The organism is Rhizobium sp. Leaf262, from assembly GCF_001422245.1.
In the GTDB taxonomy this organism is placed as follows: Bacteria; Pseudomonadota; Alphaproteobacteria; order Rhizobiales; family Rhizobiaceae; genus Agrobacterium.
On record NZ_LMMM01000006.1, the window covers coordinates 41821 to 63433 of the forward strand.

Annotated in this window: 19 protein-coding genes; 10 read left to right on the forward strand and 9 right to left on the reverse strand. The window is 56.9% G+C overall.

What is annotated here, in order from left to right; translation table 11 throughout:
* Positions 1-32: 32 nt before the first annotated feature.
* The gene (gene argE, locus ASF29_RS08200) at positions 33-1157 is read right to left on the reverse strand and encodes an acetylornithine deacetylase (protein WP_062450202.1); all 1125 of its coding nucleotides are present in this window, start codon (positions 1155-1157) and stop codon (positions 33-35) included.
* A gap of 169 nt (positions 1158-1326) precedes the next feature.
* Here argE and ASF29_RS08205 point away from each other — a divergent pair, with 169 nt between their 5' ends.
* Complete coding sequence (locus tag ASF29_RS08205) at positions 1327-2253, forward strand: GNAT family N-acetyltransferase (protein ID WP_062450323.1); 927 nt, start codon at positions 1327-1329, stop codon at positions 2251-2253.
* Positions 2254-2491: 238 nt separating this feature from the next.
* On the opposite strand, the gene ASF29_RS08210 is transcribed toward ASF29_RS08205, so the two are convergent.
* The 8 genes from ASF29_RS08210 to ASF29_RS08245 form a co-directional block, all read right to left on the reverse strand.
* Entirely contained in the window at positions 2492-3784 is a 1293-nt protein-coding gene (locus tag ASF29_RS08210; RefSeq protein ID WP_062450203.1) for an amidohydrolase family protein, read from the reverse strand.
* A 16-nt stretch (positions 3785-3800) separates the two neighbouring features.
* A complete protein-coding gene (locus tag ASF29_RS08215; RefSeq protein WP_062450204.1) occupies positions 3801-4745 on the reverse strand; it encodes an ABC transporter permease in 945 nt (314 codons plus the stop codon).
* Complete coding sequence (locus ASF29_RS08220) at positions 4742-5791, reverse strand: ABC transporter permease (RefSeq protein ID WP_062450205.1); 1050 nt, start codon at positions 5789-5791, stop codon at positions 4742-4744. The genes ASF29_RS08215 and ASF29_RS08220 overlap by 4 nt, the downstream gene beginning before the upstream one ends.
* Complete coding sequence (locus ASF29_RS08225) at positions 5781-7301, reverse strand: ABC transporter ATP-binding protein (protein ID WP_062450206.1); 1521 nt, start codon at positions 7299-7301, stop codon at positions 5781-5783. The genes ASF29_RS08220 and ASF29_RS08225 overlap by 11 nt, the downstream gene beginning before the upstream one ends.
* Complete coding sequence (locus ASF29_RS08230; RefSeq protein WP_062450207.1) at positions 7298-8701, reverse strand: amidase; 1404 nt, start codon at positions 8699-8701, stop codon at positions 7298-7300. Before ASF29_RS08230 ends, ASF29_RS08225 begins: the two co-directional genes overlap by 4 nt.
* Positions 8702-8709: 8 nt before the next feature.
* On the reverse strand, positions 8710-9696 hold the full coding sequence (locus ASF29_RS08235; protein ID WP_062450208.1) for a BMP family protein: 987 nt from the start codon (positions 9694-9696) through the stop codon (positions 8710-8712).
* 137 nt (positions 9697-9833) lie between these two features.
* Positions 9834-10262, reverse strand: a complete 429-nt coding sequence (locus tag ASF29_RS08240) for a heme-binding protein (RefSeq protein WP_062450209.1) — start codon at positions 10260-10262, stop codon at positions 9834-9836.
* 120 nt (positions 10263-10382) lie between these two features.
* Positions 10383-11066: a GntR family transcriptional regulator gene (locus ASF29_RS08245; RefSeq protein ID WP_062450210.1), complete on the reverse strand. Its 684-nt coding sequence runs from the start codon at positions 11064-11066 to the stop codon at positions 10383-10385.
* A gap of 121 nt (positions 11067-11187) precedes the next feature.
* Between ASF29_RS08245 and ASF29_RS08250 the strand changes: the two genes are divergently transcribed.
* From ASF29_RS08250 to ASF29_RS08290, 9 genes are all read left to right on the forward strand, one after another.
* Positions 11188-11829: a GntR family transcriptional regulator gene (locus ASF29_RS08250; RefSeq protein ID WP_062450211.1), complete on the forward strand. Its 642-nt coding sequence runs from the start codon at positions 11188-11190 to the stop codon at positions 11827-11829.
* 171 nt (positions 11830-12000) lie between these two features.
* On the forward strand, positions 12001-12825 hold the full coding sequence (locus tag ASF29_RS08255; RefSeq protein ID WP_062450212.1) for an ABC transporter substrate-binding protein: 825 nt from the start codon (positions 12001-12003) through the stop codon (positions 12823-12825).
* 68 nt (positions 12826-12893) lie between these two features.
* Entirely contained in the window at positions 12894-13586 is a 693-nt protein-coding gene (locus ASF29_RS08260; protein ID WP_062450213.1) for an amino acid ABC transporter permease, read from the forward strand.
* Between the two features lie 21 nt (positions 13587-13607).
* Positions 13608-14501, forward strand: a complete 894-nt coding sequence (locus ASF29_RS08265; RefSeq protein ID WP_062450214.1) for a dihydrodipicolinate synthase family protein — start codon at positions 13608-13610, stop codon at positions 14499-14501.
* 16 nt (positions 14502-14517) lie between these two features.
* Positions 14518-17418: an FAD-dependent oxidoreductase gene (locus ASF29_RS08270; RefSeq protein ID WP_062450215.1), complete on the forward strand. Its 2901-nt coding sequence runs from the start codon at positions 14518-14520 to the stop codon at positions 17416-17418.
* On the forward strand, positions 17415-18143 hold the full coding sequence (locus tag ASF29_RS08275) for an amino acid ABC transporter ATP-binding protein (protein WP_062450216.1): 729 nt from the start codon (positions 17415-17417) through the stop codon (positions 18141-18143). The genes ASF29_RS08270 and ASF29_RS08275 overlap by 4 nt, the downstream gene beginning before the upstream one ends.
* Before the next feature lie 9 nt (positions 18144-18152).
* The gene (gene hydA, locus ASF29_RS08280) at positions 18153-19562 is read left to right on the forward strand and encodes a dihydropyrimidinase (protein ID WP_062450217.1); all 1410 of its coding nucleotides are present in this window, start codon (positions 18153-18155) and stop codon (positions 19560-19562) included.
* A gap of 21 nt (positions 19563-19583) precedes the next feature.
* A complete protein-coding gene (locus ASF29_RS08285) occupies positions 19584-19994 on the forward strand; it encodes a DUF3830 family protein (protein WP_062450218.1) in 411 nt (136 codons plus the stop codon).
* Between the two features lie 274 nt (positions 19995-20268).
* Positions 20269-21507 (forward strand): Xaa-Pro peptidase family protein, encoded by a 1239-nt coding sequence (locus tag ASF29_RS08290; protein WP_062450219.1) that lies wholly within the window; start codon positions 20269-20271, stop codon positions 21505-21507.
* The last annotated feature ends 106 nt before the right edge of the window (positions 21508-21613 follow it).

Below are 21613 nucleotides of genomic sequence, written 5' to 3' on the forward strand. Positions count from 1 at the left end.
GGATCGCAGCACATCTGACCGATTTGGCCGCATCAGGCGCTCAATCGCGTTCCAAGCTCAAGCAGCATGCGGTGGCAGGAGGAGAGTTCCTCGCGGGTAATGAACTCGTTTGCCTTGTGTGCGCGTGCGATATCACCGGGACCGCAGATAATGCTGTCGATACCGGCGGCCTGATAAAGCCCCGCTTCGGTGCCGTAACTGACGGCAGCCAGTAGCTCGGTGCCGGTCAGGTCTCGCATGAGGGCGGTGAGGGGTGCACCTGCGGCAAGAGACAGGGCCGGGTATTCGCTTAGTGTATCGAAGCTGACGTCGAAACCCTTCGCTTGCAGCGCCGCTGTCGCGTTGCGAAGCGGTTCGAGCAAGCTAGCGGGCGAGACACCGGAAATTGCCCTTGCCTCGATATCAACGACGCAGAGATCGGGAATGATGTTGACGGCTTGCCCGCCCTTGATCGTGCCGACTTGAAGCGAAGAGTAAGGTGGTTCGAAATTGCTATCGAAAGGGCCATGCGTCAACGCATTGGCGGCGTTCACGGCGCTTGTCAGCATCTCGCTCATCGCATGGATGGCATTCAGACCAAGATCGGGCCTTGAGGAATGGCCGGGGCGACCCCGGACAGTGATCCGTGCCGCCGCCTTGCCTTTGTGGGCGCGGATGGCACGCAAGCCGCTTGGCTCACCCACGACGCACATATCTGGAAGCGCGCACAGCGTCGGAATGAGCTTGATGAGATGCGGCACACCTTTGCAACCGGCTTCTTCATCATAGGAAAAGGCAAGATGGATGGGCCGCTTTAACGGCATTTTCGCAAATTCCGGCAGGGCGGTAAGTGCGCAGGCGAGGAAGCCCTTCATATCGCTGGTGCCGCGCCCATAGAGTCTGTCGCCATCGGCACGCAGGGAAAACGGGTCGCTCGACCAATCCGTTTCACTCGCTGGAACAACATCCATATGGCCGGACAGTATGACACCCGGCACATCGCGGGGGCCGATGGTGGCGAACAGGTTCGAGCGATCGCCTTCTGGTCCTAGGGCGGTGGTGACCTGTGCACCGTGGCTGCGAGCGTAATCGGCAATCCATTGCACGATCGTCGCATTGGGCTGCCCCACCACGGAAGGAAATGACACCAGTCGTTCCAGTATATCGAATTCACTCATGCCAGCCTCGCGCTCTGTTCGCGACAAACTAGAGACTTTATTGGCCAGAAAAACTCGAAAGCATCGCAGCTTTAGTGGATACTGCTGAAAGTCGGGCGGATTCGACTGAAATATTTGGCGTCGATGCCGTATTTCTGGAAGCCGAATTCATGACATGCAGGGAATGCCCATGGCGTACGGAACCTGCACAGGGGACGCGGTGGATCATAACGGCACCATACAGCTTGAGGCCTTTGAACTGACGCTGGAAGATATTGCCAGCGCAGATATAGAAAAGCTGCACGCATTGTCCGTTGGCGTTGGCTGGCCTCATCGCCCCAAAGACTGGCAGATGCTTTTGAAAAACGGCAATGGTGTCGTCGCAGTCGACTCCATCGGTCGTCTTGCGGGCTCGGCCATGTGGTTCGATTTCGGGCCGACATTTTCCACGATTGGTATGGTCATCACGCCTCCTCGTCTTCAGGCGAGAGGGGCAGGAAGCTGGATGATGCTGCATGTAATGCAGCAGGCGGGCAAACGACAGTTCGGACTGAACGCCACGCGCGCAGCGAAACGGCTCTATCAGTCCATGGGATTTGAAATCGAAGAGACCGTATTCCAGTGCCAGGGGGAGGCGACACCGGTCGCCAATCCCCCACTCACGGGTGGCGCTGCGCTACGCGCACTGACACCTGGCGATGTCGAAGCAATTCTTGCGCTCGATGCGACCGCTTTCGGTGCCAGTCGCAACGTGCTGTTCAAATCGCTGCTGCCGGTTTCCAAAGGGGTGGTGCTGGTGCGCGGGCAACGCATCGAAGCCTTCTCGCTCTGCCGTCGTTTCGGACGCGGCGCATTGATCGGCCCTGTCGTCGCAATCAATGAAGCGGACGCGATTGCTGTCACGCATCCGCATGTATTGGAACATGCGGGACAGTTCCTGCGCCTCGATACCAGAGAAGAACGGTGCGCATTTCCGGAATATCTCGCCAACTCGGGACTTGCCGTTTTCGATACTGTCACGACCATGTCATTGGGCGGGCGCTGGATGCAGGGGGACGAAGATCTGAAAAATTTGAAACCAAAGACCTGGGCACTTGCCAGTCAAGCCTTCGGATAAAGCTAATCATTAGATTGCAAATAACACTCAACGTTGCCTTTCGTTTTTCAGGACGTCAGTTTTGACGTGGTTCTGCCCAATATAGTGTTGGGGCTTTGTATCACTAGCCAAGTCAATAGCTATACAGGCAGGGGTTGCGTTCAATGAATTGATGTCATTGGAAAATCGTGTGCCGCGTAGTGGTCGACGATTTGCACCCCATCAAGGCGATAAACACGCCAACTTAGGCTGCAAAGCGTCATATCCTACTCGGCACGTAATCGCGACCAGGGTCGATACTCGATGGTCGACCGTCGATAAACAATTCTCCGATCCTCGGCGCGCTTCGGGAGATCACCTTGCCATTTTTGAGCACGAACAAGCGGGTCGGTTTCAAGCGCAAGGCTTCCGTAACATCGGCAGCTTGCAGGATGATGAGATCAGCGTGGCATCCGACATCCAATCCATAGCCCTCAAGCCCCATGGTCTTCGCGGAGTTGACGGTCAGACCTTCGAAAATTCTCTTTTTATCCTCAATGCCACCCATCTGGGCAACGTGGATGGCCATGTGCCCAACTTCCAGCATATCTGCCGAGCCCATCGAATACCACGGGTCCATCGTGCAATCTTGACCGAAGGAGACGTTGAGACCGGCGGCCATCAATTCTCGCACGCGCGTCATGCCTCGGCGTTTCGGGTAGGTATCATGGCGGCCTTGGAGCATGATGTTGATCAGCGGGTTGGGGATCACATTGATCTCAGCTTCTGCCATCAGTGGAATGAGCTTGGAAACGTAGTAATTGTCCATCGAATGCATCGAGGTGAGATGGGAGCCAGCGACACGGCCCTGAAGGCCGTATCGCACAGTCTCACTGGCGAGCGTCTCGATATGTCGCGACATCGGGTCGTCGGTCTCGTCGCAGTGAATATCGACCGGAAGGCCGCGTTCGGCGGCGATGCGGCAGAGCGCTTCGAGCGAACGTCGCCCATCGTCCATGGTGCGTTCGAAATGCGGAATTCCCCCGACGATATCGATGCCCATGTCGAGTGCGCGTTCCAGCGATGCCTCACCATCTTTGGCACGGTAATAGCCATCCTGAGGAAAGGCGACGAGCTGTAATGTGATATATGGTGCTACGCGCTCGCGCACCTCGATCAGCGCCTCTGCGGTCACAAGCCGCGGATCGGACGTATCCACATGACTGCGGATGAATAGCAGCCCCTGACTAACGGCCAGATCGCAATAGCGCAACGCGCGCTCGACAAGGGCCTCCTTGGTCAGGGTCGGACGCAACTCACCCCACAGCGCAATACCCTCCAGTAAGGTGCCGGAAACATTCATGCGCGGCATGCCGAGCGAAAGCGTCGCGTCCATGTGGAAGTGTGGGTCGCAGAAGGGCGGAGAGACCAGTCGGCCGCTTGCATCGATCTCTTCAGCCGCTTGAGCGTCTATCCGCTTTTCGATAGCTGCGATCTTGCCATCTCTTGCCCCGATGTCGAAGCCGCTGCGTCCATCGGGCAGATTGGCATTGCGGATGATAATATCGAACATAACGGGCCTTTCTTGATCAGCGTTCGCCGCGCCGATAGGGTTGCATGAGTGCCTGTGGAACACGGGCGCTTCGTGCCATCACTGCAAGCGCCACGATCGACAGAACATAAGGGATCATCAGGAAAATCTGATAGGGAACTGCACCGCCAAGCACCGTCTGAAGACGAAGCTGAAAGGCATCGAAAAACGCAAAGAGCAGCGCACCGATCAATGCCCGTTGCGGCCGCCAGGATGCAAAGACCACCAGCGCAATGCAGATCCAGCCGCGTCCCTGCACCATGGTAGGGAAAAAGCTGTTGAATGCGGATAAGGTCAGAAAGGCGCCCGCCATGCCCATCAGAGCACTTCCTGCAATCACGGCTCCGTAGCGCACCGCCATGGGGTTGATACCCTGTGCTTCGGCTGCATGCGGGTTTTCACCGGTCATTCGGATCGCCAATCCAAGCGGTGTGCGAAATATCACATAGGCAAACAGCAGCGCGATAACGACCGCAGCATAGGTTGGTGGCGTCTGCGCGAAAACGGCGGGGCCAATGAACGGCAGATCGCTCAGACCCGGAATGGAAACCGGCTGGAACGGCGTGATCGTCGGCGGCGTGCCGCCAACCGGAACCATGAGGCGAAATACGTAGTAGCTGAAACTGGATGCGAACAGCGTCACCCCCAGTCCCGATACGTGTTGCGACAGGCCCAGAGTAACGGTCAGCAGCGCGTGCAACATTCCGAACGCTGCTCCGGCAAGCCCAGCCATGAGAAAGCCCGTCCAGAGATGGGCACCGTTGTAAACCGAAAGCCAGCCGATCATCGCGCCGAACGTCATGATGCCTTCAATGCCGAGGTTGAGCACGCCTGTGCGCTCGCTCAAAACCGCGCCCAGCGTTCCCAAGATCAAAGGCGTCGCGATTCTGAGAACCGCTGCCCACATCCCGGCGGAAGCTAAGATGTCCACAATGGCGCTCATCGGCGGATCCTGTACTGGGTGAAAAAGACGGCAACCAGCATCGTCAGCAGCGACAATGCCACGATCACATCAGCAATGTAGCTTGGAATACCAAGGCTACGGCTCATGCCGTCCGCACCAACAAACATGGTGGCGGTGAAAAGGCCTGCCAACACAACACCAAGCGGATTGAGATTGGCCAGCATGGCAACGACGATTCCCGAATATCCATAGCCCGGAGACAGGTCGGTCGTGACATAGCCCTTCACGCCCATGACCTCCACCGCGCCTGCAAGGCCTGCCAGTCCACCGGATATGCAAGCGACGATAACGAGCGTGCGACCGAGCGGTACACCGGCAAAGACCGCAGCCTGCGGATTGAGCCCCGCTGCACGCGACTGTATGCCAAAAACCGTGCGGGACTGCACGAAGGCGAGAAGCAAGGCGAGCAGGATGGAGATGACCAGCCCCAGATGCAGACGCGAACGGGCAAGCAGCTTGGGAAGCATGGCGGCATCAGTCACCGATTCAGACTGAGGCCAGCCGAATGCCATCGGATCTTTCAACACCGTATCGATCAGCATGGAGACGAAAAGCACGGCGACGAAGTTGAGCAGCAGCGTCGTCACCACCTCATCCACAGCAAAGCGCAATCTCAGCCACAGCGGCACGAGCAGCAGGATCATGCCGCCGACGGCACCTGCAACAAGCAGAATCGGAATCTGAACGACGGACGGCATTGAGCCGACAAAATGGGAGCTGAGCCAGGCAACAGTGATCGCGCCGATATAGAGCTGTCCCTCTGCCCCTATGTTCCAAAGCTTGGCACGGAATGCGACGGCGGCGGCAAGACCGGTGAGGATGAGAGGTGTTGCCCGGGTCAGGGTTTCGGTGGCTGACAGCCTGGAGCCGAAGGCGCCTTTCAGGATGCGCCCATAGGCCTCGAGGACAGGCGCTCCGGCAAGAGCGATCAGCACGCCCGCAATCCCCAATGCAACGACGATAGCGATCACCGGGGTTGCAATCACAAGCGCTGCCGGTCTGTGTTCTCGGCGCTCAAATCGCATGAGCGTCCTCCTTGTCCCATTCTCCGGCCATCATGAGACCAAGCTTGCCAGACGTCGCCTGTTCCACATCGATGGGTGGCGACAAGCGCCCGCCGACGATGGCCTGAATACGGTCAGACAGCGCCATGACCTCGTCCAGATCTTCCGAAATCAACAAAATCGCAGTGCCCCGGCGTCTCGCTTCCAGAATGCGTTCATGCACAGCTGCGACCGCACCTTCATCCAGCCCACGAGCGGGCTGTGCTGCAAGCAGGATGTGTGGTCTGTCGATGAGGTTTCGGCCGAGGATCAGTTTTTGCATGTTGCCGCCGGATAAAAGCCGGATACGGCTTGCGGGAGAGCCGCCGCGAACGTCGAACTGATCGATGATCCTTTGTGCGAAGGCCATCGCGCTTTTCCGATGGACCATTCCTCTTCTGGAAAAGGATGGCAATCTCTCCAGGATGGTATTTTCCCAGATCGCCATTTCGCCAATGGCACCTTCCTTGTTCCGGTCTTCCGGAATGCGACCGATGCCCGAGGACACCACATCGGCAACCGATAGGTTATCGACCGCCTTGTTGAACAGCAGCAGATCGCCTCCGGTTTTTGCTTGCGTGCCGGAAAGCAACCGAGCAAGTGTGGCCTGGCCATTGCCTGAGACGCCAATAATGCCAAGCACCTCACCGGCGCGAAGTCGGAAATCGACTGATTTCAGTCTGTCTACACCGCCGGATCGAACGGTAATCGACACGGCCTCCAGCGCCACGTTTCCGGGCATGGAGGGATCACGCACCGGTCGCGTCACGGTGCGTCCCACCATCAATTCGGCAAGCTCGGCCTTGCTGGTCTCAGACACCCTGCGTTCGGCAACATGCCGCCCGCCGCGCAGCACCACAATCCGATCTGCCGTCGACATGACCTCATCCAGTTTGTGGGAGATGAATATCAGTGACAATCCTTGCCGGGCCATGTCCTTCAGCGTCGTGAAAAGCCCTTGCGCCTCCGCCTGTGTTAAGACGGCGGTCGGCTCGTCGAGAACGAGGATACGCGCGTCATTGTACAGCGCTTTGAGAATTTCGACGCGTTGCTGTTCACCGACTGAAAGATCGCCAAGCCGTGCATCCGGGTCCACCTTGAGGCCGAAACGGGTGGAAATCGACAGTAGTTTGGCCCGGGCCTCTGCTCGGCGCGAGCGCAATGACCAAAGGCTTTCAGTGCCAGTCATCACATTTTCCAGAACGGTGAGATTGGGTGCCAGAGCAAAATGCTGATGCACCATACCGATGCCAGCACGAATGGCAGCACGCGGCTTGCCCTGCGGCAATTCCTGACCATCCACAAGTACCCGGCCACTATCGGGCACGTAATGGCCGAACAGAATGCTCATCAGCGTCGTTTTACCCGCACCATTTTCTCCTAGAAGGGCGACGATCTCACCCTTGGCGAGCGATAGCGAGATGTTGTCGTTGGCACGTGTCGTGCCGAATGTCTTGCTGACGCCAATGATGTCCAGAACCGGTGTCGTCATGTGGGCAATCCTGCGACGGGAAAATGGTGCTGCCAGCGACCATCCTGCTCCAGTTGTTCGGCAAGCTGCAAAAGCACATGGTCTGCGCCCATGGGCGCCATGAGCTGCAGGGGAAGCGGCAGTCCGGCACTGTCCGATCCGAACGGCAGGGTTATGGCCGGAAAACCGGAGGCGTTGGCGAGCGCTGCCAAAGGCGCAAAAGCGGCCATCCGGTGGAAATGTAGCTCCGTATCACCATGGTCGCTGGGGAACGAGCCCACTGGCAAGGGAGCAGACGACAATATGGGGCTGAGCAGGCAATCAATGTCATCGAACAGACGCCAGAGATTACGGCTAACCATGAGCATGGCATTCAGGCTGTGCCAGACATCCCGCGCCGAGAGAGACAGGCCGCGCTCGATGACGGCTTGCGTTAGGCGTTCCGTTTTCGAAACATCGAGGTCGAAACGGGTTATGGTGTCGGCAAGATTGATGCTGACAATGTCAATGAAGGATTGGCGGCTCGTAGCGGCGATTGCTTCTATAGCCGTAAAAGGAACAGGGACGAGCACATGCCTGGCAGCTTCAAGGTATTTGGCAGCGTCTTCAACCACCAGACACCGTTCTGCCGAGGTCGGAAGGTCCGAACCGGTGTCGGAAACCACGCCGATACGAAGCTTGGTTCCGTGCTTTGGCTGCAAGGAAACGGGTGGAAACGGACCGCGTGTCGCGCCAGCCAGTGCTGAAAACACCGCAGCCGTGTCCCGGACAGACCGGCAAACTGCAAGCTCGGTTGCTATCCCGGCCAGATGATTGTCAAAATGTGGGCTTGCCGGCATGACGCCACGGCTTGGTTTCAACCCGACAAGCCCGCAACAGGCAGCTGGCACGCGGATTGAGCCCCCTGCATCCGTTGCGTGAGCGATGGAGACGATGCCTGCCGCGACCGCCGCCGCAGCACCGCCAGAAGAGCCGCCAGCAGACAGATCCGGTGCCAAGGGGTTGCGTGCGATCGGGCCGATGGCGGGCTCGCTGGCAAGAGACAGGCCGAATTCTGGACTGGTGGACAGACCAAAAAGGCAAAAGCCCGCCGCCCGGAAGCGCTCGGCAAGATCGGAATCGACCAATCCTCCACGGCGCTTCATGAGACGGGAACCTGCCGCCATCGGGAACCCGGCAAAGGGTCCACCAAGATCCTTGCCAAGCGTGGGTATGCCAGCAAAAGGCATGGCGAGACGCTGGTCGGTTGGGAGCGCGTCCATCGCCTCGGCAGCCTTGAGCCCTTTATCTGGGTCCATGTAGGCGATAGCGCCCAGACTTTCGTGTGTCCGGGCGGCACCTAACGAGGCCTGCATGGCCTCGAGTGATGTGAGCTGCCCAAAGGAAATTGCCTTGGACAGCGCTGTTGCATCGGCTTGCATGGCAAGGCTTACTTTGGCTCGTCCGTGATTTTGGGAACCATGAACGCACCGGATTTGATCTCTGCGCGCTTTGCTTCCATGGCAGCTTCCGCATCCGCCGGTGCAGTGCCCTTAACATAAACGATGTCGCTGCCGCCTTCCTTCATCAGGCCGTAAGCGGTGTAGTCCCGTCCGGTCGCCTTTCCGGCAGCAACGTCTGCGAGGGCTGCATTGAGGATCGGACGGAAGTTCCACAGCGCGTTGGCGAAGACCGTGTCCGGATAGCGCGGAGTATAATCGATCAGCGAACCGACAGACTTGATCTTGCGTTCTTTCGCAGCATCCGCCGTCCCGATCCGCTCTCCGAATAGAATGTCTGCACCGGAATCGATCTGAGCCAGCCCCGCCTCGCGGGCTTTCGGCGGATCAAAGAAAGTGCCGATGAAAGTAACGATGTGCTTCGCATCCGGGTTGACGGCCTTCACGCCTTCGCCGAAGGCGTTGATCAGCATGTTGACCTCCGGGATGGGCATTGCGCCCACGGAGCCAACGATATTCGACTTCGTCATTTTGCCGGCGAGCATTCCGGCAAGATAGGCTCCGTCGAAATTCCAGGTGCCGAAGACGCCGAAATTGTCGCCAGCTTCCTTGCCGCTGGAACCCATGACAAAGGCCGTATCTGGATAATCCGTTGCAACTTCGCGCGCCTGTTTTTCCACCGGAAACGTCTCGCCGATAATCAGCTTGGCACCCTGTTCCGCATATTCGCGCATTGCCCGGGGGTAGTCCGTCCCGGAGACACCTTCTGAGAAAACATATTCAATGACACCTTCCGATGCCGCATCCTGCAACGCTTTGTGAAGGACAGAATTCCAGGCATTTTCTACAGGTGATCCGTGGATGCCCGCAACTTTGATCGGCGCTGCTGCCCGCACGGAAGGTATGAAGGCGGTGGCGCTGAGCGCCAGTCCCGACGCGAGCACACCGCGACGGCTCAGGATGATTTTATTGTTCATGAACGTTCCCCTGGTTTTACCATTTGGTTGAAATTTTTAAGATTAGCACAAAATAAAGTCAAATATAATTTTAGATTAAAAAATAGGCTAACCGCTGAGGTCTTCCACGGCAGAGCCCCAAATTTGAGCAGGCGCCTTCAGCTGGAAACGCTCGAAATGAAGTGTTCAATCCCTGCTTGGGCGCACTGAGTATCTTGTGCTGGCGTTCCGGAGCTGAGGCCTATCGCGCCCACGACCTCACCGCCGATGATCACGGGCAAGCCGCCGCCGACGACCATCAAGCGTCCGCCGATTGCTGAGTTGATCCCAAATGCAGGGCTACCTGGCTGGCTCGCCGCGCCATAGCTTTCTGTGGTCCGTTTTGCTCCAGCGGCGATGTAGGCTTTATCCTGCGCTATGATCGTACTTGTGATCTTGCCGCCATCCATTCGTTCAAATGCCATAAGCTGTCCGGACTCGTCGGTGATGGCGATGCACATCGGTACGCCGATCTCGTGAGCTTTGGCACGAGCGCCTTCTATGAGTACGCGGGCATCTTCAATGCTAAGTCGATTGATGGTCAACATGTTCTGTCATTCCTGATTTTAGTGTTTTTAGATTTGAGAAGCGCGGACTGGCGGTCGGCACGCGTAAGAACCAAACGCAAAAAGATATCATGCAGCATTGAGCGCGAGCCCGTTGATGGCTCACTCATTAGTAATGAGATGCATTCGCGCAAATCCAATGAGACTTTCAATGTGCGCTTTTGTTGCTTCAAACACGGCATCCGGATCATTTCGCTGCAAGGCTTCTATGATCACGAGGTGCTCGGTAGAGTCTGGTTTCAGGCGGTCTTTCAATTGGCCAATCTCGAAGAGCCGCGTTGCAGCGCGCAGGTTGCGCAAGACGCCAGCCATTACCTCATTGCCACAGTGGTCGATGATAAGATTGTGAAGGTGGTCATCTGAAAACCAATGTGCATCTGTGTGATAGGCCGTGGCGCCCATCAGTTCGTCTATTTCACGCCTGACTTCTATGAGCTTGCGGCCGGGAATGCTGGACATGGCCTGAACTGCCGCCTGTGGTTCAATGAGAAGACGCAGTTTCAGGCTCTGGATGTATTCGCCAATATCGACGTGTCGTACCACGTAATTTCGCCCGTCACCCTTGTGAACCAGGCCTTCGCCCTCAAGTCGCTGTAGCGCTTCACGCAGGGGCGTGCGCGACACCCCAAGCATCTCCGCAAGCTGCGCTTCAACGATGACATGTCCACCCCCAAGACGGCGGTGTCGGATCATGTCTGAAACGGCGTTGTAAGCCAAGGCAGCTAGCTTGTGGCCAGCTTCCTTGGATGCTTTGCCGATACCGGAATTAGTGTCTGCGTGTGTCAATGTGTATCGGTCTCCAAGTCGCCACTGCACTACTCTCGCGCGATACGGCCAGAAAGGCTTTTCTTGTGTTCTGCCATGGTTCATACCGGGCGATGTTGTCAAATACAGCGGAGTCGAGAGGATGGATGCCAAGGTCACAGCCGAAAGAAGTCTTGCTGATGAAACCTATCAGGCGTTGCTCAAGGAAATCCTTTCGGCGCAACTGGCAGGTGGCGCGGTCGTGCAGGAGCGAAGGCTCGCAGCGCGACTCGGCGTCTCGCGCTCGCCGATGCGCGATGCGTTGGGTCGGCTTGAGGGGCAGGGGCTTCTTGTGCGCAACGCCAAAGGCGTCCTGACTGTGCGGATCGTAACCCTTGCCGACTACCTCAACAGCGTCGCCATGCGAATGCTCGTTGAACCAAGCGCTGCTGCAATGGCGTGCAAGGGTATAGCTGCTGAAACCGTCACAGAACTTGTTGCGATGCTTGACGCCATGGAGGCGGATCCCGACCCAGACCCTGATTTCGTTTGGGCCTTCGATGATGCGTTGCATCAGGGAATTGCAGACGCCAGCGGCAATCCCTTCATGGCGGATACGGTGTTGCAGATGCGACGGTATACGACGATCTTTGAGCGCCAGCGTAAGCTTGCGCAACGCAAACCCGGCCTGAGCGATCATAAGGGAATCGTGCAAGCGCTTCTTGATCGCGACGCAGAAGCTGCTCGCGCGGCGATGGTGCTGCATCTTGATCGCGTGCGTCAAAACGTGCTTTCGACATACTGATCCACGCCGTTCAATTCCATCATCCAGACATTTCAATTTTTTGCAGCCTCAGCGGAAAGGTGTTGCATATGGCAAATGATTGTGTATGAAATTGGTATACCAGATGAATGCAGATATCGCAAGCATCATTGGTCAGGTCCGCAAGAAGATCGAAAAAACCAGAGGGTTCCCATGTCACTCCGTACCATCTCGATTGCATCCGTATTGTTGATGTCCGCTGCAGCATCCGCGTTCGCGCAGGACTGCACACCTAAGATTGCCGATTCCGAGCTGGTCAAGCCCGGGACGCTAACCATGTCGACCAACCCGACTTTGCCACCGCTGCAGTATGTGGATTCCGCCGGTGAGCTGAAGGGCATGCGCATCGAGCTTGGCAAGGAAATCGCCAAGCGTCTTTGCCTCAAACCGGAATACGTCCGTATCGAATTTTCGGCGATGATTCCCGGTCTTCAGGCTGGCCGATGGGATATGATCAACACAGGCATTTTCTTCACCAAGGAACGTGCAGCCATCATGCAGATGATCCCCTATGAGGATCAGGCAATCAGTGTTTCAGTCGCGACAAGCAATACTGCCGTCAAGGACAAGGACAGTCTTGATGGTCTGCGGGTCGGTGTTGAACTCGGCGGTTTTGAAGAAACCAAGACCCGGGCTCTTGATGCAGAACTCAAGGCTGCTGGTAAGAAGGGTCTGATTATTCAGACATTCGACAATTTTGCCCTCGCATTTCAGGCGCTGCGTGCTGGTCAGGTTGAGGGCGTTGTCTCAATCGATGGCGTAGCGAAGGAATACGATAGCCGTGGCGATTTTCGTCGTGCCATCAGTGGGCTCTATCCTGCACCTGTTGCCGTTGCTTTCAAGAGTGCACCGCTTGCCGACGCAGTGTCCAGCGTCTTGAAAGAGATGAAGACGGATGGCTCTCTCGGCAAGCTTTTCGACAGCTACGGCCTGCCGATGATTGCTGGCGACTATTCGGTAAAGGGTCCCAACCGCTGATCTGAACGGGTCACCATTCTGATGGATGCCGGCTCGTCCGGCATCTCCGTAGCAACAAAGGTCCCACGATGTCGTACTGGAACTGGTCAGGCTTCTTCGACTACCTCGTCAATCCATTTATTCTGGGAGGCGTTGTCAACACGATCTGGCTGACATGCGTCTCCCTCGTGTTCGGCCTGCTACTCGGCTTTATCGTCGCGCTAATGCGTCGGTCCAGGCTGAGGCTGATGAGATGTATCGGCTGGTTCTACATCTGGCTGTTCCGGGGTACGCCGCTACTTGTGCAGCTTATCGTAATCTACACGGCACTACCCCAGCTCGGCATCAAGTTTTCTGTTGTCGAGGCGGCATTGATCGGGCTCGCCTTGAATGAAGCGGCGTATCTGGCGGAGATTATACGTTCCGGCATTGAAGCCGTACCTGAAGGGCAGGCGCGTGCTGCAAAGGCCCTTGGCATGACCGACCGGCAAATCATGCGCTACATCGTTATGCCGCAGGCTTTCAAGGTCATTATTCCACCACTTGGCAACTCGGTGAACGGCCTGCTCAAGACAACCTCGGTTACTTCCGTCATTTCAATGGAGGAGCTGCTGCGGCGCACCCAGGTGCTGATCCAGGAAAAGTTCATGGTACTCGAACTCTTTGCGGTTGCCGCCATCTACTACCTTCTCCTGACCACTGTCTGGGACTTCGTGCAGCGGCGCATCGAAAGACGCTTCGGCCAGTCTACCGCACCCATGCAGCTCACGGAAAAACGCTGATACTCATAAAGGACTTTCTGCATGCCAAAGACGTTTCGTGGTGTCTTCACCGTGATGATTACTCCCGTCGATGCGGACGGCAAGGTCAACTTGCCAGCGCTCGCCGCCTTTACCGATTGGCAGATCCGTGAGGGCGTCCATGGGTTGATCCCGCTCGGTTCGACAGGTGAATTTCTTTCACTCTCCGATGAGGATTGGGACAATGTTGCCCGCACAGTGATCCAAACCGCCGCTGGACGGGTTCCGGTGCTCATCGGGACTGGCGCGGAAGATACCCGCGAGGCCGTTCGCTTGAGCTGCAAGGCCGAGGCAATGGGCGCGGATGGCGTGATGATCATCCCCCCCTTCTATTCGACACCCACCGATGACGAGCTGGTAACGCATTACCAAACCATAGCAGGCTCGATTTCCATTCCAATCATGGTCTACAATAACCCTGCAACGTCCAATGTGGATATGAAACCGGAGCTTTTGGCGCGTATCGCCGAAATCGATGGGTGCGATTACGTCAAGGAATCGACGCTTGAAGTTACCCGCATTCGCGACATTGTTCGTTTGGCTGGAAGCAACATGACCCCATTCGGTGGCATTCTCGGCTTTGAATCTTTCGTCATGGGCGCACAGGGGTGGGTGGCCGTTGCATCCAACGTAGCACCAGCGGCGATGTCGCGGATATTCACGCTCGCGGCCGATGAGAAGAAATACGAGGAAGCTCGTGCGCTTTATCTCGAATGGCTTCCCATCATCCAGGCAGTTGGGGGCCAGACGTATGTTGCTGGTTCCAAGGCGCTTCTAAACCATATGGGATTTGCGGCAGGATCGCCACTGCCGCCCCGCCTGCCATTGCCGGTGGAACAGGATGCCGCGATGAAGGCTTTGGTCGAGCGTTTCGGCCTGCGTTTCCACCAGAACTGAACCGGAGACAAAAGATATGCCCGGATCGATCATTCAGGATGTCAGACTGACCGTCCATATCGACGGCGTTGCGCATCGCGTCGATCCGGGCCTTTCGGTCGCGGCTGCGCTCACCGCGCTCGGTCGCGCAGATTTCTCAACGGATGCTGCCGGAGCGAAGCGTGGCCTGTTTTGCGGTATGGGCGTCTGCCACGATTGCCTTGTGACGGTTGATAACCGCACCAGCCAGCGGGCCTGTATGACGCCAGTCAAGGACGGTATGCGCATCGATCGCCAGCAGATGCGTCCGGACATCTGTTCTGATAACCTTGCCGACCTCAGACCAATCCCTGTTCGCCTTGCCGAGTTGGAAATGGATCTGCTCGTTGTCGGAGCGGGTCCGGGTGGTCTGGCCGCAGCGGTTGCGGCGGCGGAAGCGGGTGCCTCTGTCACTGTCGTTGATGAGCGACACACATCCGGCGGCCAGTTCTTCAAACAGCCCAACACGGCGTCCGCGAGTCTGGCCCTGAAGGGGGATCGCCAGGCCTCAGATGGTGCCAGGCTGATAGAAAAAGCACGTTCGCTCGGCGTGACCATCCTTTCGGGTGTGACCGTTTGGGGCGCAGCGCACGGTGAGGACAGCAAACCAATCATTTCCTGTCTAGGCCCTGAAGGAGCTTTCTATTGCCGACCCACCATGCTGGTCATCGGCACGGGTGCGTTCGAGCGACCTTCCGCCATTCAGGGCTGGACACTGCCGGGTGTCATGACGGCGGGTGCAGCGCAAACTCTGCTGCGCAGCTACGGCACACTTCCAGGCCAGCGCGTTTTGGTCGCCGGGAACGGTCCTCTCAATTTTCAAGTCGCAAGCGAAATCGTCAGGGCTGGCGGCGAGGTCGTGTGTCTCGCGGAACAGGCCAGCGCACCATGGAGCCGCCCAGCCGAAGCATTTGCCGTTTTTCGGCATGATGCGGTGCTTGCCCTGAAAGGCATGAAGGAAATCGCGAGGCTGGAACGAGCGGGTGTCAAGCTCGCCTGGAATACGCAAATCTCTGATATGACCGGCAATGGTCGAGTAGAGTCGGTGACGCTTTCGAGCTTTGGTGTCGAGACGAGCATCAAGGTCGATACCGTTCTGCTCGGTGGCGATTTTGCCTCTTCCAACGAGTTGTCGCGACTGCTCGGTTGCGCCCACAGTGTTTCCGAAAATGGCACGCTCACAGCAAACTGCGCTGAGGATGGTGAAAGTTCGCTTCATCACATCCACATCGTCGGCGAAGCAGTGCGTTTCGGTGGTGCTCACCTGGCGATGGCTGAAGGCAGGCTTGCCGGTTTGGCGATTGCAGAAAAGCTCGGGCTGAAGTCAATGCCTGAGACCGCCACGCACAAGAAGCTGGCACGTGCAAAAACGTTTCAGGCGGCACTCTGGCGATTGTTTGCACCAGCCGAAACGAAGTTGGAGCCAGAAAATTCTGTTCTCGCCTGCCGTTGCGAGAATGTTTCAATCGGTGCTCTCAGGCAGGCCGTTGTCCACGGATCGACGGATATCGCAACGCTGAAACGTTTGACGCGTGCCGGTATGGGACGCTGCCAGAGCCGCTACTGCGGACGTACTTTGACGTCGCTGGCGGGCAAACCGACAACCGAGACCAACGGGCTTCTCGCTCCGCAAATCCCGCTGCGGCCAATTCCACTCGCTGCGCTTGCGGTCGAGAAACCCGAATGGGGAGGGCATAAAAGAGCGCTTCTTCCCGAGCGTTCTCCGCTACCTCATTCCGAACCGCTGCCGCTGAAAGAAGCATCCATTGTAGTCATAGGTGCAGGGATTGCAGGACTGTCCTGCGCGCTGTTTCTGGCTGAAGCGGGCGAAGATGTTGTCGTGCTGGAACGTGGCTTTCCTGGCGGTCTGGCATCGGGCGGCAATGCTGGTAGCCTGCATGCGCAGTTATTGTCGTTTGATCATGGAGTCCGCGCCGAAGCTGGCGGCGGACCGGCAGCGAAAACGCTTGCCCTGCAGCGAGATTCCATCACGCTTTGGCAGACGCTGGAAAAGAAGCTGGACCGTGATTTCGAGATGAAGATCACAGGCGGCCTGATGGTAGCCGAGACCGACGCGCATATACGCTTCCTTGAGGAGAAGACGCGGGTCGAACGTCAAAATGGCATCGAGTGCCACGTCATTGGCCGCGACGACCTGCGAAAGCTGGAGCCGGCTCTGTCGCCGTTGATGATCGGTGCCTCCTATTGTCCAATGGAAGGTAAGATCAATCCGCTCGTTGCGACGCGACATGTGCATGACGGTGCTCTGGCAGCCGGTGCTCGCGTATTTGACCGTACCGAAGTGCTGTCGATACGCCGTGATGGATCGGCGTTCGTGATTGAAACCTCGCGCGGTCCCTTGCGCGCAGGACGGATCGTGAACGCTGCGGGCGCGTTCGCCTCACGCGTCGGTGCAATGATTGGCCTCGGCGTTCCGGTGTTCGGGGCACCGTTGCAAATGGTGGTGACCGAGGCCGCTGCACCAACGATTTCGCATCTGGTTGCCCATGCCGATCGCCACTTGACGCTGAAGCAAGCCGCCAACGGCAATTTTTTGATCGGTGGCGGTTGGACTGCGGGACTCGATCTGGTTCACAGCCATCCGCGACCGCTGTTTCCAAGTCTGGAAGGCAATCTTTGGGTAGCGCAACACGTTGTACCGGGCCTGCGCAAACTGCATGTCATCCGCAGTTGGGCTGCCATGAACATCAATATCGACGGTGCGCCGATCCTCGGAGAGCATCCCGATATGCCCGGTTTCTTCAACGCGGTTACATCCAATGGCTATACGCTCGGGCCTCTCATCGGCCAACTTACCGCCGACCTCGTACTGGGCCGCGATCCAGGCCGGGATTTGTCGGCCTTTTCCATCAACCGTTTTCAAGAGGGGCGATCATGATCGAGATCACCGGCATCAGCAAACACTATGGCGATTTTGCCGTTCTCAAGAACTGTTCGACCAGTGTCTCCAAGGGCGAAGTCGTCGTGGTCTGCGGGCCGTCCGGCTCAGGCAAGTCGACTCTGATCAAATGCGTCAATGCGTTGGAGCCGATCCAGCAAGGGTCGATCCGTGTCGATGGTATCGAGGTCAATGATCCAGCCACCAGTCTTCCGGACCTGCGTTCGCGCGTGGGCATGGTCTTTCAGAATTTTGAACTCTTCGCGCATCTGACAATCGAAGCCAATATCATGCTGGCTCAGCGCATCGTTCTTCACCGCAGCGAAAGCATCGCAAAAAGAAGAGCCATGGATCTTTTGGATCGGGTCGGGATGACAGGGCACGCTCACAAATATCCGAGCCAGCTGTCAGGTGGCCAACAGCAGCGGGTGGCGATAGCCCGGGCGCTTGCCATGAACCCGAAAGCCATGTTGTTCGACGAGCCGACATCGGCGCTCGATCCCGAAATGATCTCGGAAGTGCTGGATGTCATGACCAGCCTTGCCGGTGAAGGCATGACGATGATGGTTGTTACTCATGAAATGGGTTTCGCCCGTCGCGTCGCTACCCGCATGATCTTCATTGACCAAGGCGAGATCGTAGAGGATCGTCCAACGGAAGACTTCTTCGGCAATCACCACAATCCCCGCACTGAGGCCTTTCTCAGCAAAATTCTTCATCATTGAGAGTTTGAAATGACCAAGTTTGACCTAATCATAAAGAATGGCACGATCGCGACCGCCTCTGACGTCTTCAGAGCCGATATAGGGATTGTTGCCGGCAAAATCGTGCAGATTGGTGAAGATCTCAATGGGGATGCTCGGACGATAGACGCCAGTGGGAAATATGTTCTGCCTGGTGGCATCGACAGCCACGTTCACATCTCCCAGCCATCCGGCGACGGTATCGTTATGGCGGATGACTTCGAAAGCGGCACCCGTTCGGCGATCTTTGGCGGCAACACCACGATTATGCCCTTCTGCCTGCAGGAGAAGGACAAACCGATGCGCGAGGCGCTGAACGCCTATCACAAGCTCGCGGAAGGCAATTGCTACACGGATGTGAGCTTCCATCTGATCGTCAGTGATCCGACGGATTCGTTGCTGGGCCAGGAGCTACCGGCGTTGGCCGCCGACGGATATTCCTCATTCAAGGTGTTCATGACCTACGAGGGGCTGCGGCTCAACGACGCAGAAATTTTGAAGACACTCGATGTCGCGCGGTCCACCGGCGCGACGGTTATGGTCCATTGCGAGAACGAGGATGCCATCCGCTTTCTCATCTCCCGGCATGAAGCCGCCGGTGACGTTGCGCCACGCGCCCATGCCTCTACGAGGCCAGTGGCGGTTGAACGCGAGGCGACGCATCGCGCTCTGACGCTTGCCGAAATCGTTGATGTCCCTATCGTCATCGTCCACGTCTCGAACGGTGAAGCGATGGATGAAATTGCCAGAGCTAGGGCTCGTGGTATCAAGGTTGTTGGCGAAACCTGCCCGCAATACCTGGTGCTCACCGCTGACGATCTCGATGGCATGGACTGGGAAGGTGCAAAATTCGTTTGCTCGCCACCGCCTCGCAACAAGACTGCGCAGGAAGAATGCTGGCGCGGCATCGAGACGGGCATTTTCGATCTGTTCTCATCGGACCATTGCCCGTTCCGTTACGACGACGAACGCGGCAAACGTTCGCCCAAGGGCTTGGAAAGCTTCCGTCACATTCCGAACGGAATTCCCGGCGTTGAGACCCGTCTGCCAATCTTGTTTTCTGAAGGGTTTATGAAAGGTCGTATCGATTTGCCGCGCTTCGTCGCTCTGTCGGCCACCAATCATGCCAAAACCTACGGTCTATATCCCCAGAAGGGCACCATCGCGATCGGGGCGGATGCCGACATCGCCATATGGGACCCAACGATCAACAGGACGATACGTCATGCCGACCTGCACGACGGCGCTGACTATTCGCCCTACGAGGGGATCGACGTAAACGGCTGGCCAACCACTGTCATTCTTGGCGGGCGCGTGATGGTGAGCGACGGTGAGCTTGTTGGCAATAAGGGCGATGGCACTTACCGTTCGGCACTTACCCGCGGCCCAAAATCGATTTAACCAGTCTGGAGACCTGAATTTATGAAGCTGAAAATAACCGCAGGCCCTTTCGTGTTCGACGCAGTGCTGGAAACAGAAAAAGCGCCGCAAACTTGCAAAGCTTTCATTGAACACCTGCCCTTCGAAGGTCAAATCGTCCATGTTCGGTGGTCGGGTGAGGGAGTATGGATTCCACTTGGTGATTATAGTTTTGGCGTAGGCTACGAAAACCATACCAGCCATCCGGCGCCCGGTCATATCATCCTCTACCCCGGTGGTATCAGTGAGACCGAAATTTTGATTGCTTACGGCGGCGTCGATTTCTCGTCAAAAATGGGTCAGCTTGCGGGCAATCACTTCATTACCATAACCTCTAACCTCGAAAATCTGGCGGTTCTGGGTAACAAGACGCTTTGGGAAGGCGCACAGCAAATCCGGTTCGAGTTGACCTAGACGTCGTTTCGCGGGGTGAGGCTGTCTTCTTGCGCAATCCTTGCCATTAAAGGAGAGACGATCGGAAATTGCGAGTTGGATCAAGTCCCGCCCCGAAGCGGCGCAAATCCTTCTGGCCATTGTTCGGTTGTTATCGAAAATCCTAACGCATGTCTTCGTCAATGACACCGCCAAGGCGAGCAAGGGTCTAGCGGCGGCTTTTTAGTCTTGGTTCCTTTCTGGCGATTTTTTCTTTCCTAAGCTAAGCCATTGACGGGTGGCATGGAGAGCATACGTGAGTAATATCGACAGGAAACGGGCGGAGCGCTTGATGAGGGAAGCGAGGCTTGATGCCCTGGTTCTCTTTCAACCCGAAGCATTTCAATATGCGATTGGCGCTCCCGCTGGCGTAGCGACCATGTGGGGTAGGGCAGGAGCTGCCATTGCGCTTGTGCCCGGAGATGCTCATCTGCCGCTTGGAGCAATCGTCAGCGATCATGCTGCGCCTATCGTTCAACAAAAGGCCTCGCATATCGACCTACGAACCCATCGGATCTGGATCGACGCTGTTGACCTTTCGGGAGTGGATGCTGTGGCGGGAGTGGATAGTGCCTATAGGCGTAGCGCAGCCGTGGGTCCAAGACCTGAGACCTTTAATCGTGCAGCCTGTTTCCACCTTTTATCCGATTTACTGAAGGACAGGGGCCTTAAGGGCGGCAGAATTGGCGTTGATCTCGAATTTATGCCTGCGGCCGATTTTGAAGCCTTAAAGGTGTTGATCACGGACGTCCAGTGGGTCGATGGCTCGCTAGTGCTGCGACGCCTACGATCCGTCAAAACCTCCGTTGAAATCGAACGGTTGAGGCGCGCTGCGCATGCTGCGGAGGGTGGGCTTGAGCGCATGGTGCAGGCTGTTCGACCAGACGCCTCGGTAGCCGAACTTTCCACGGCTTGGAAAGCGGGAGCGCACGATACTGCAAGGGCTGGCGGCTTCGCGCTGAGCGGGCATTGGGATTTTATTTCCGTCGGCCCCAATCTTTCGGACGGTGACGCCAAGATCACACCGGATGCGCTCATCAAGGCCGATGTTGGGACACTTGTCGAAGGCTATTCTTCCGATGGTGCTCGCACATTCACATTTGGTCGCGCGTCGCAATTGGCGCAGGATATCTTCAACGCGTTGGAAGCCGCTTTCGACGCAGGCCTTGAACAGATCAAGCCGGGACATACTTTCGGTAAGGTTCACGATGCGATGCTTCGCTCCATGAGGCGTGATGGCTTTGGCGAATACTACCGCGGGCATTTCGGCCATTCCGTAGGAGGGGGAGCAGGCATTGAGGAGTGGCCGTTCTTTTCCGCAAATAATTCAGAACGTATCGAAACAGACATGGTGGTTGCACTAGAAGCTCCGTTTTATGGTCAGAATTTCGGGGCATTGATGATCGAGGATCAATTTCTCGTCACGCAAAATGGCACCGAATGCATGAACAGGCTGCCGCGAGGGCTACACGATCTCTCAAGACATAGGGACTGATCCGTTCCCTCTTCGACCACTTCCAGAAAGGAAATTCCTACCGTCTCTTCTAATACGAGAAAGTTTTGCGCGACCACGCGTCATCAGCCAGATTACAATAATCCAC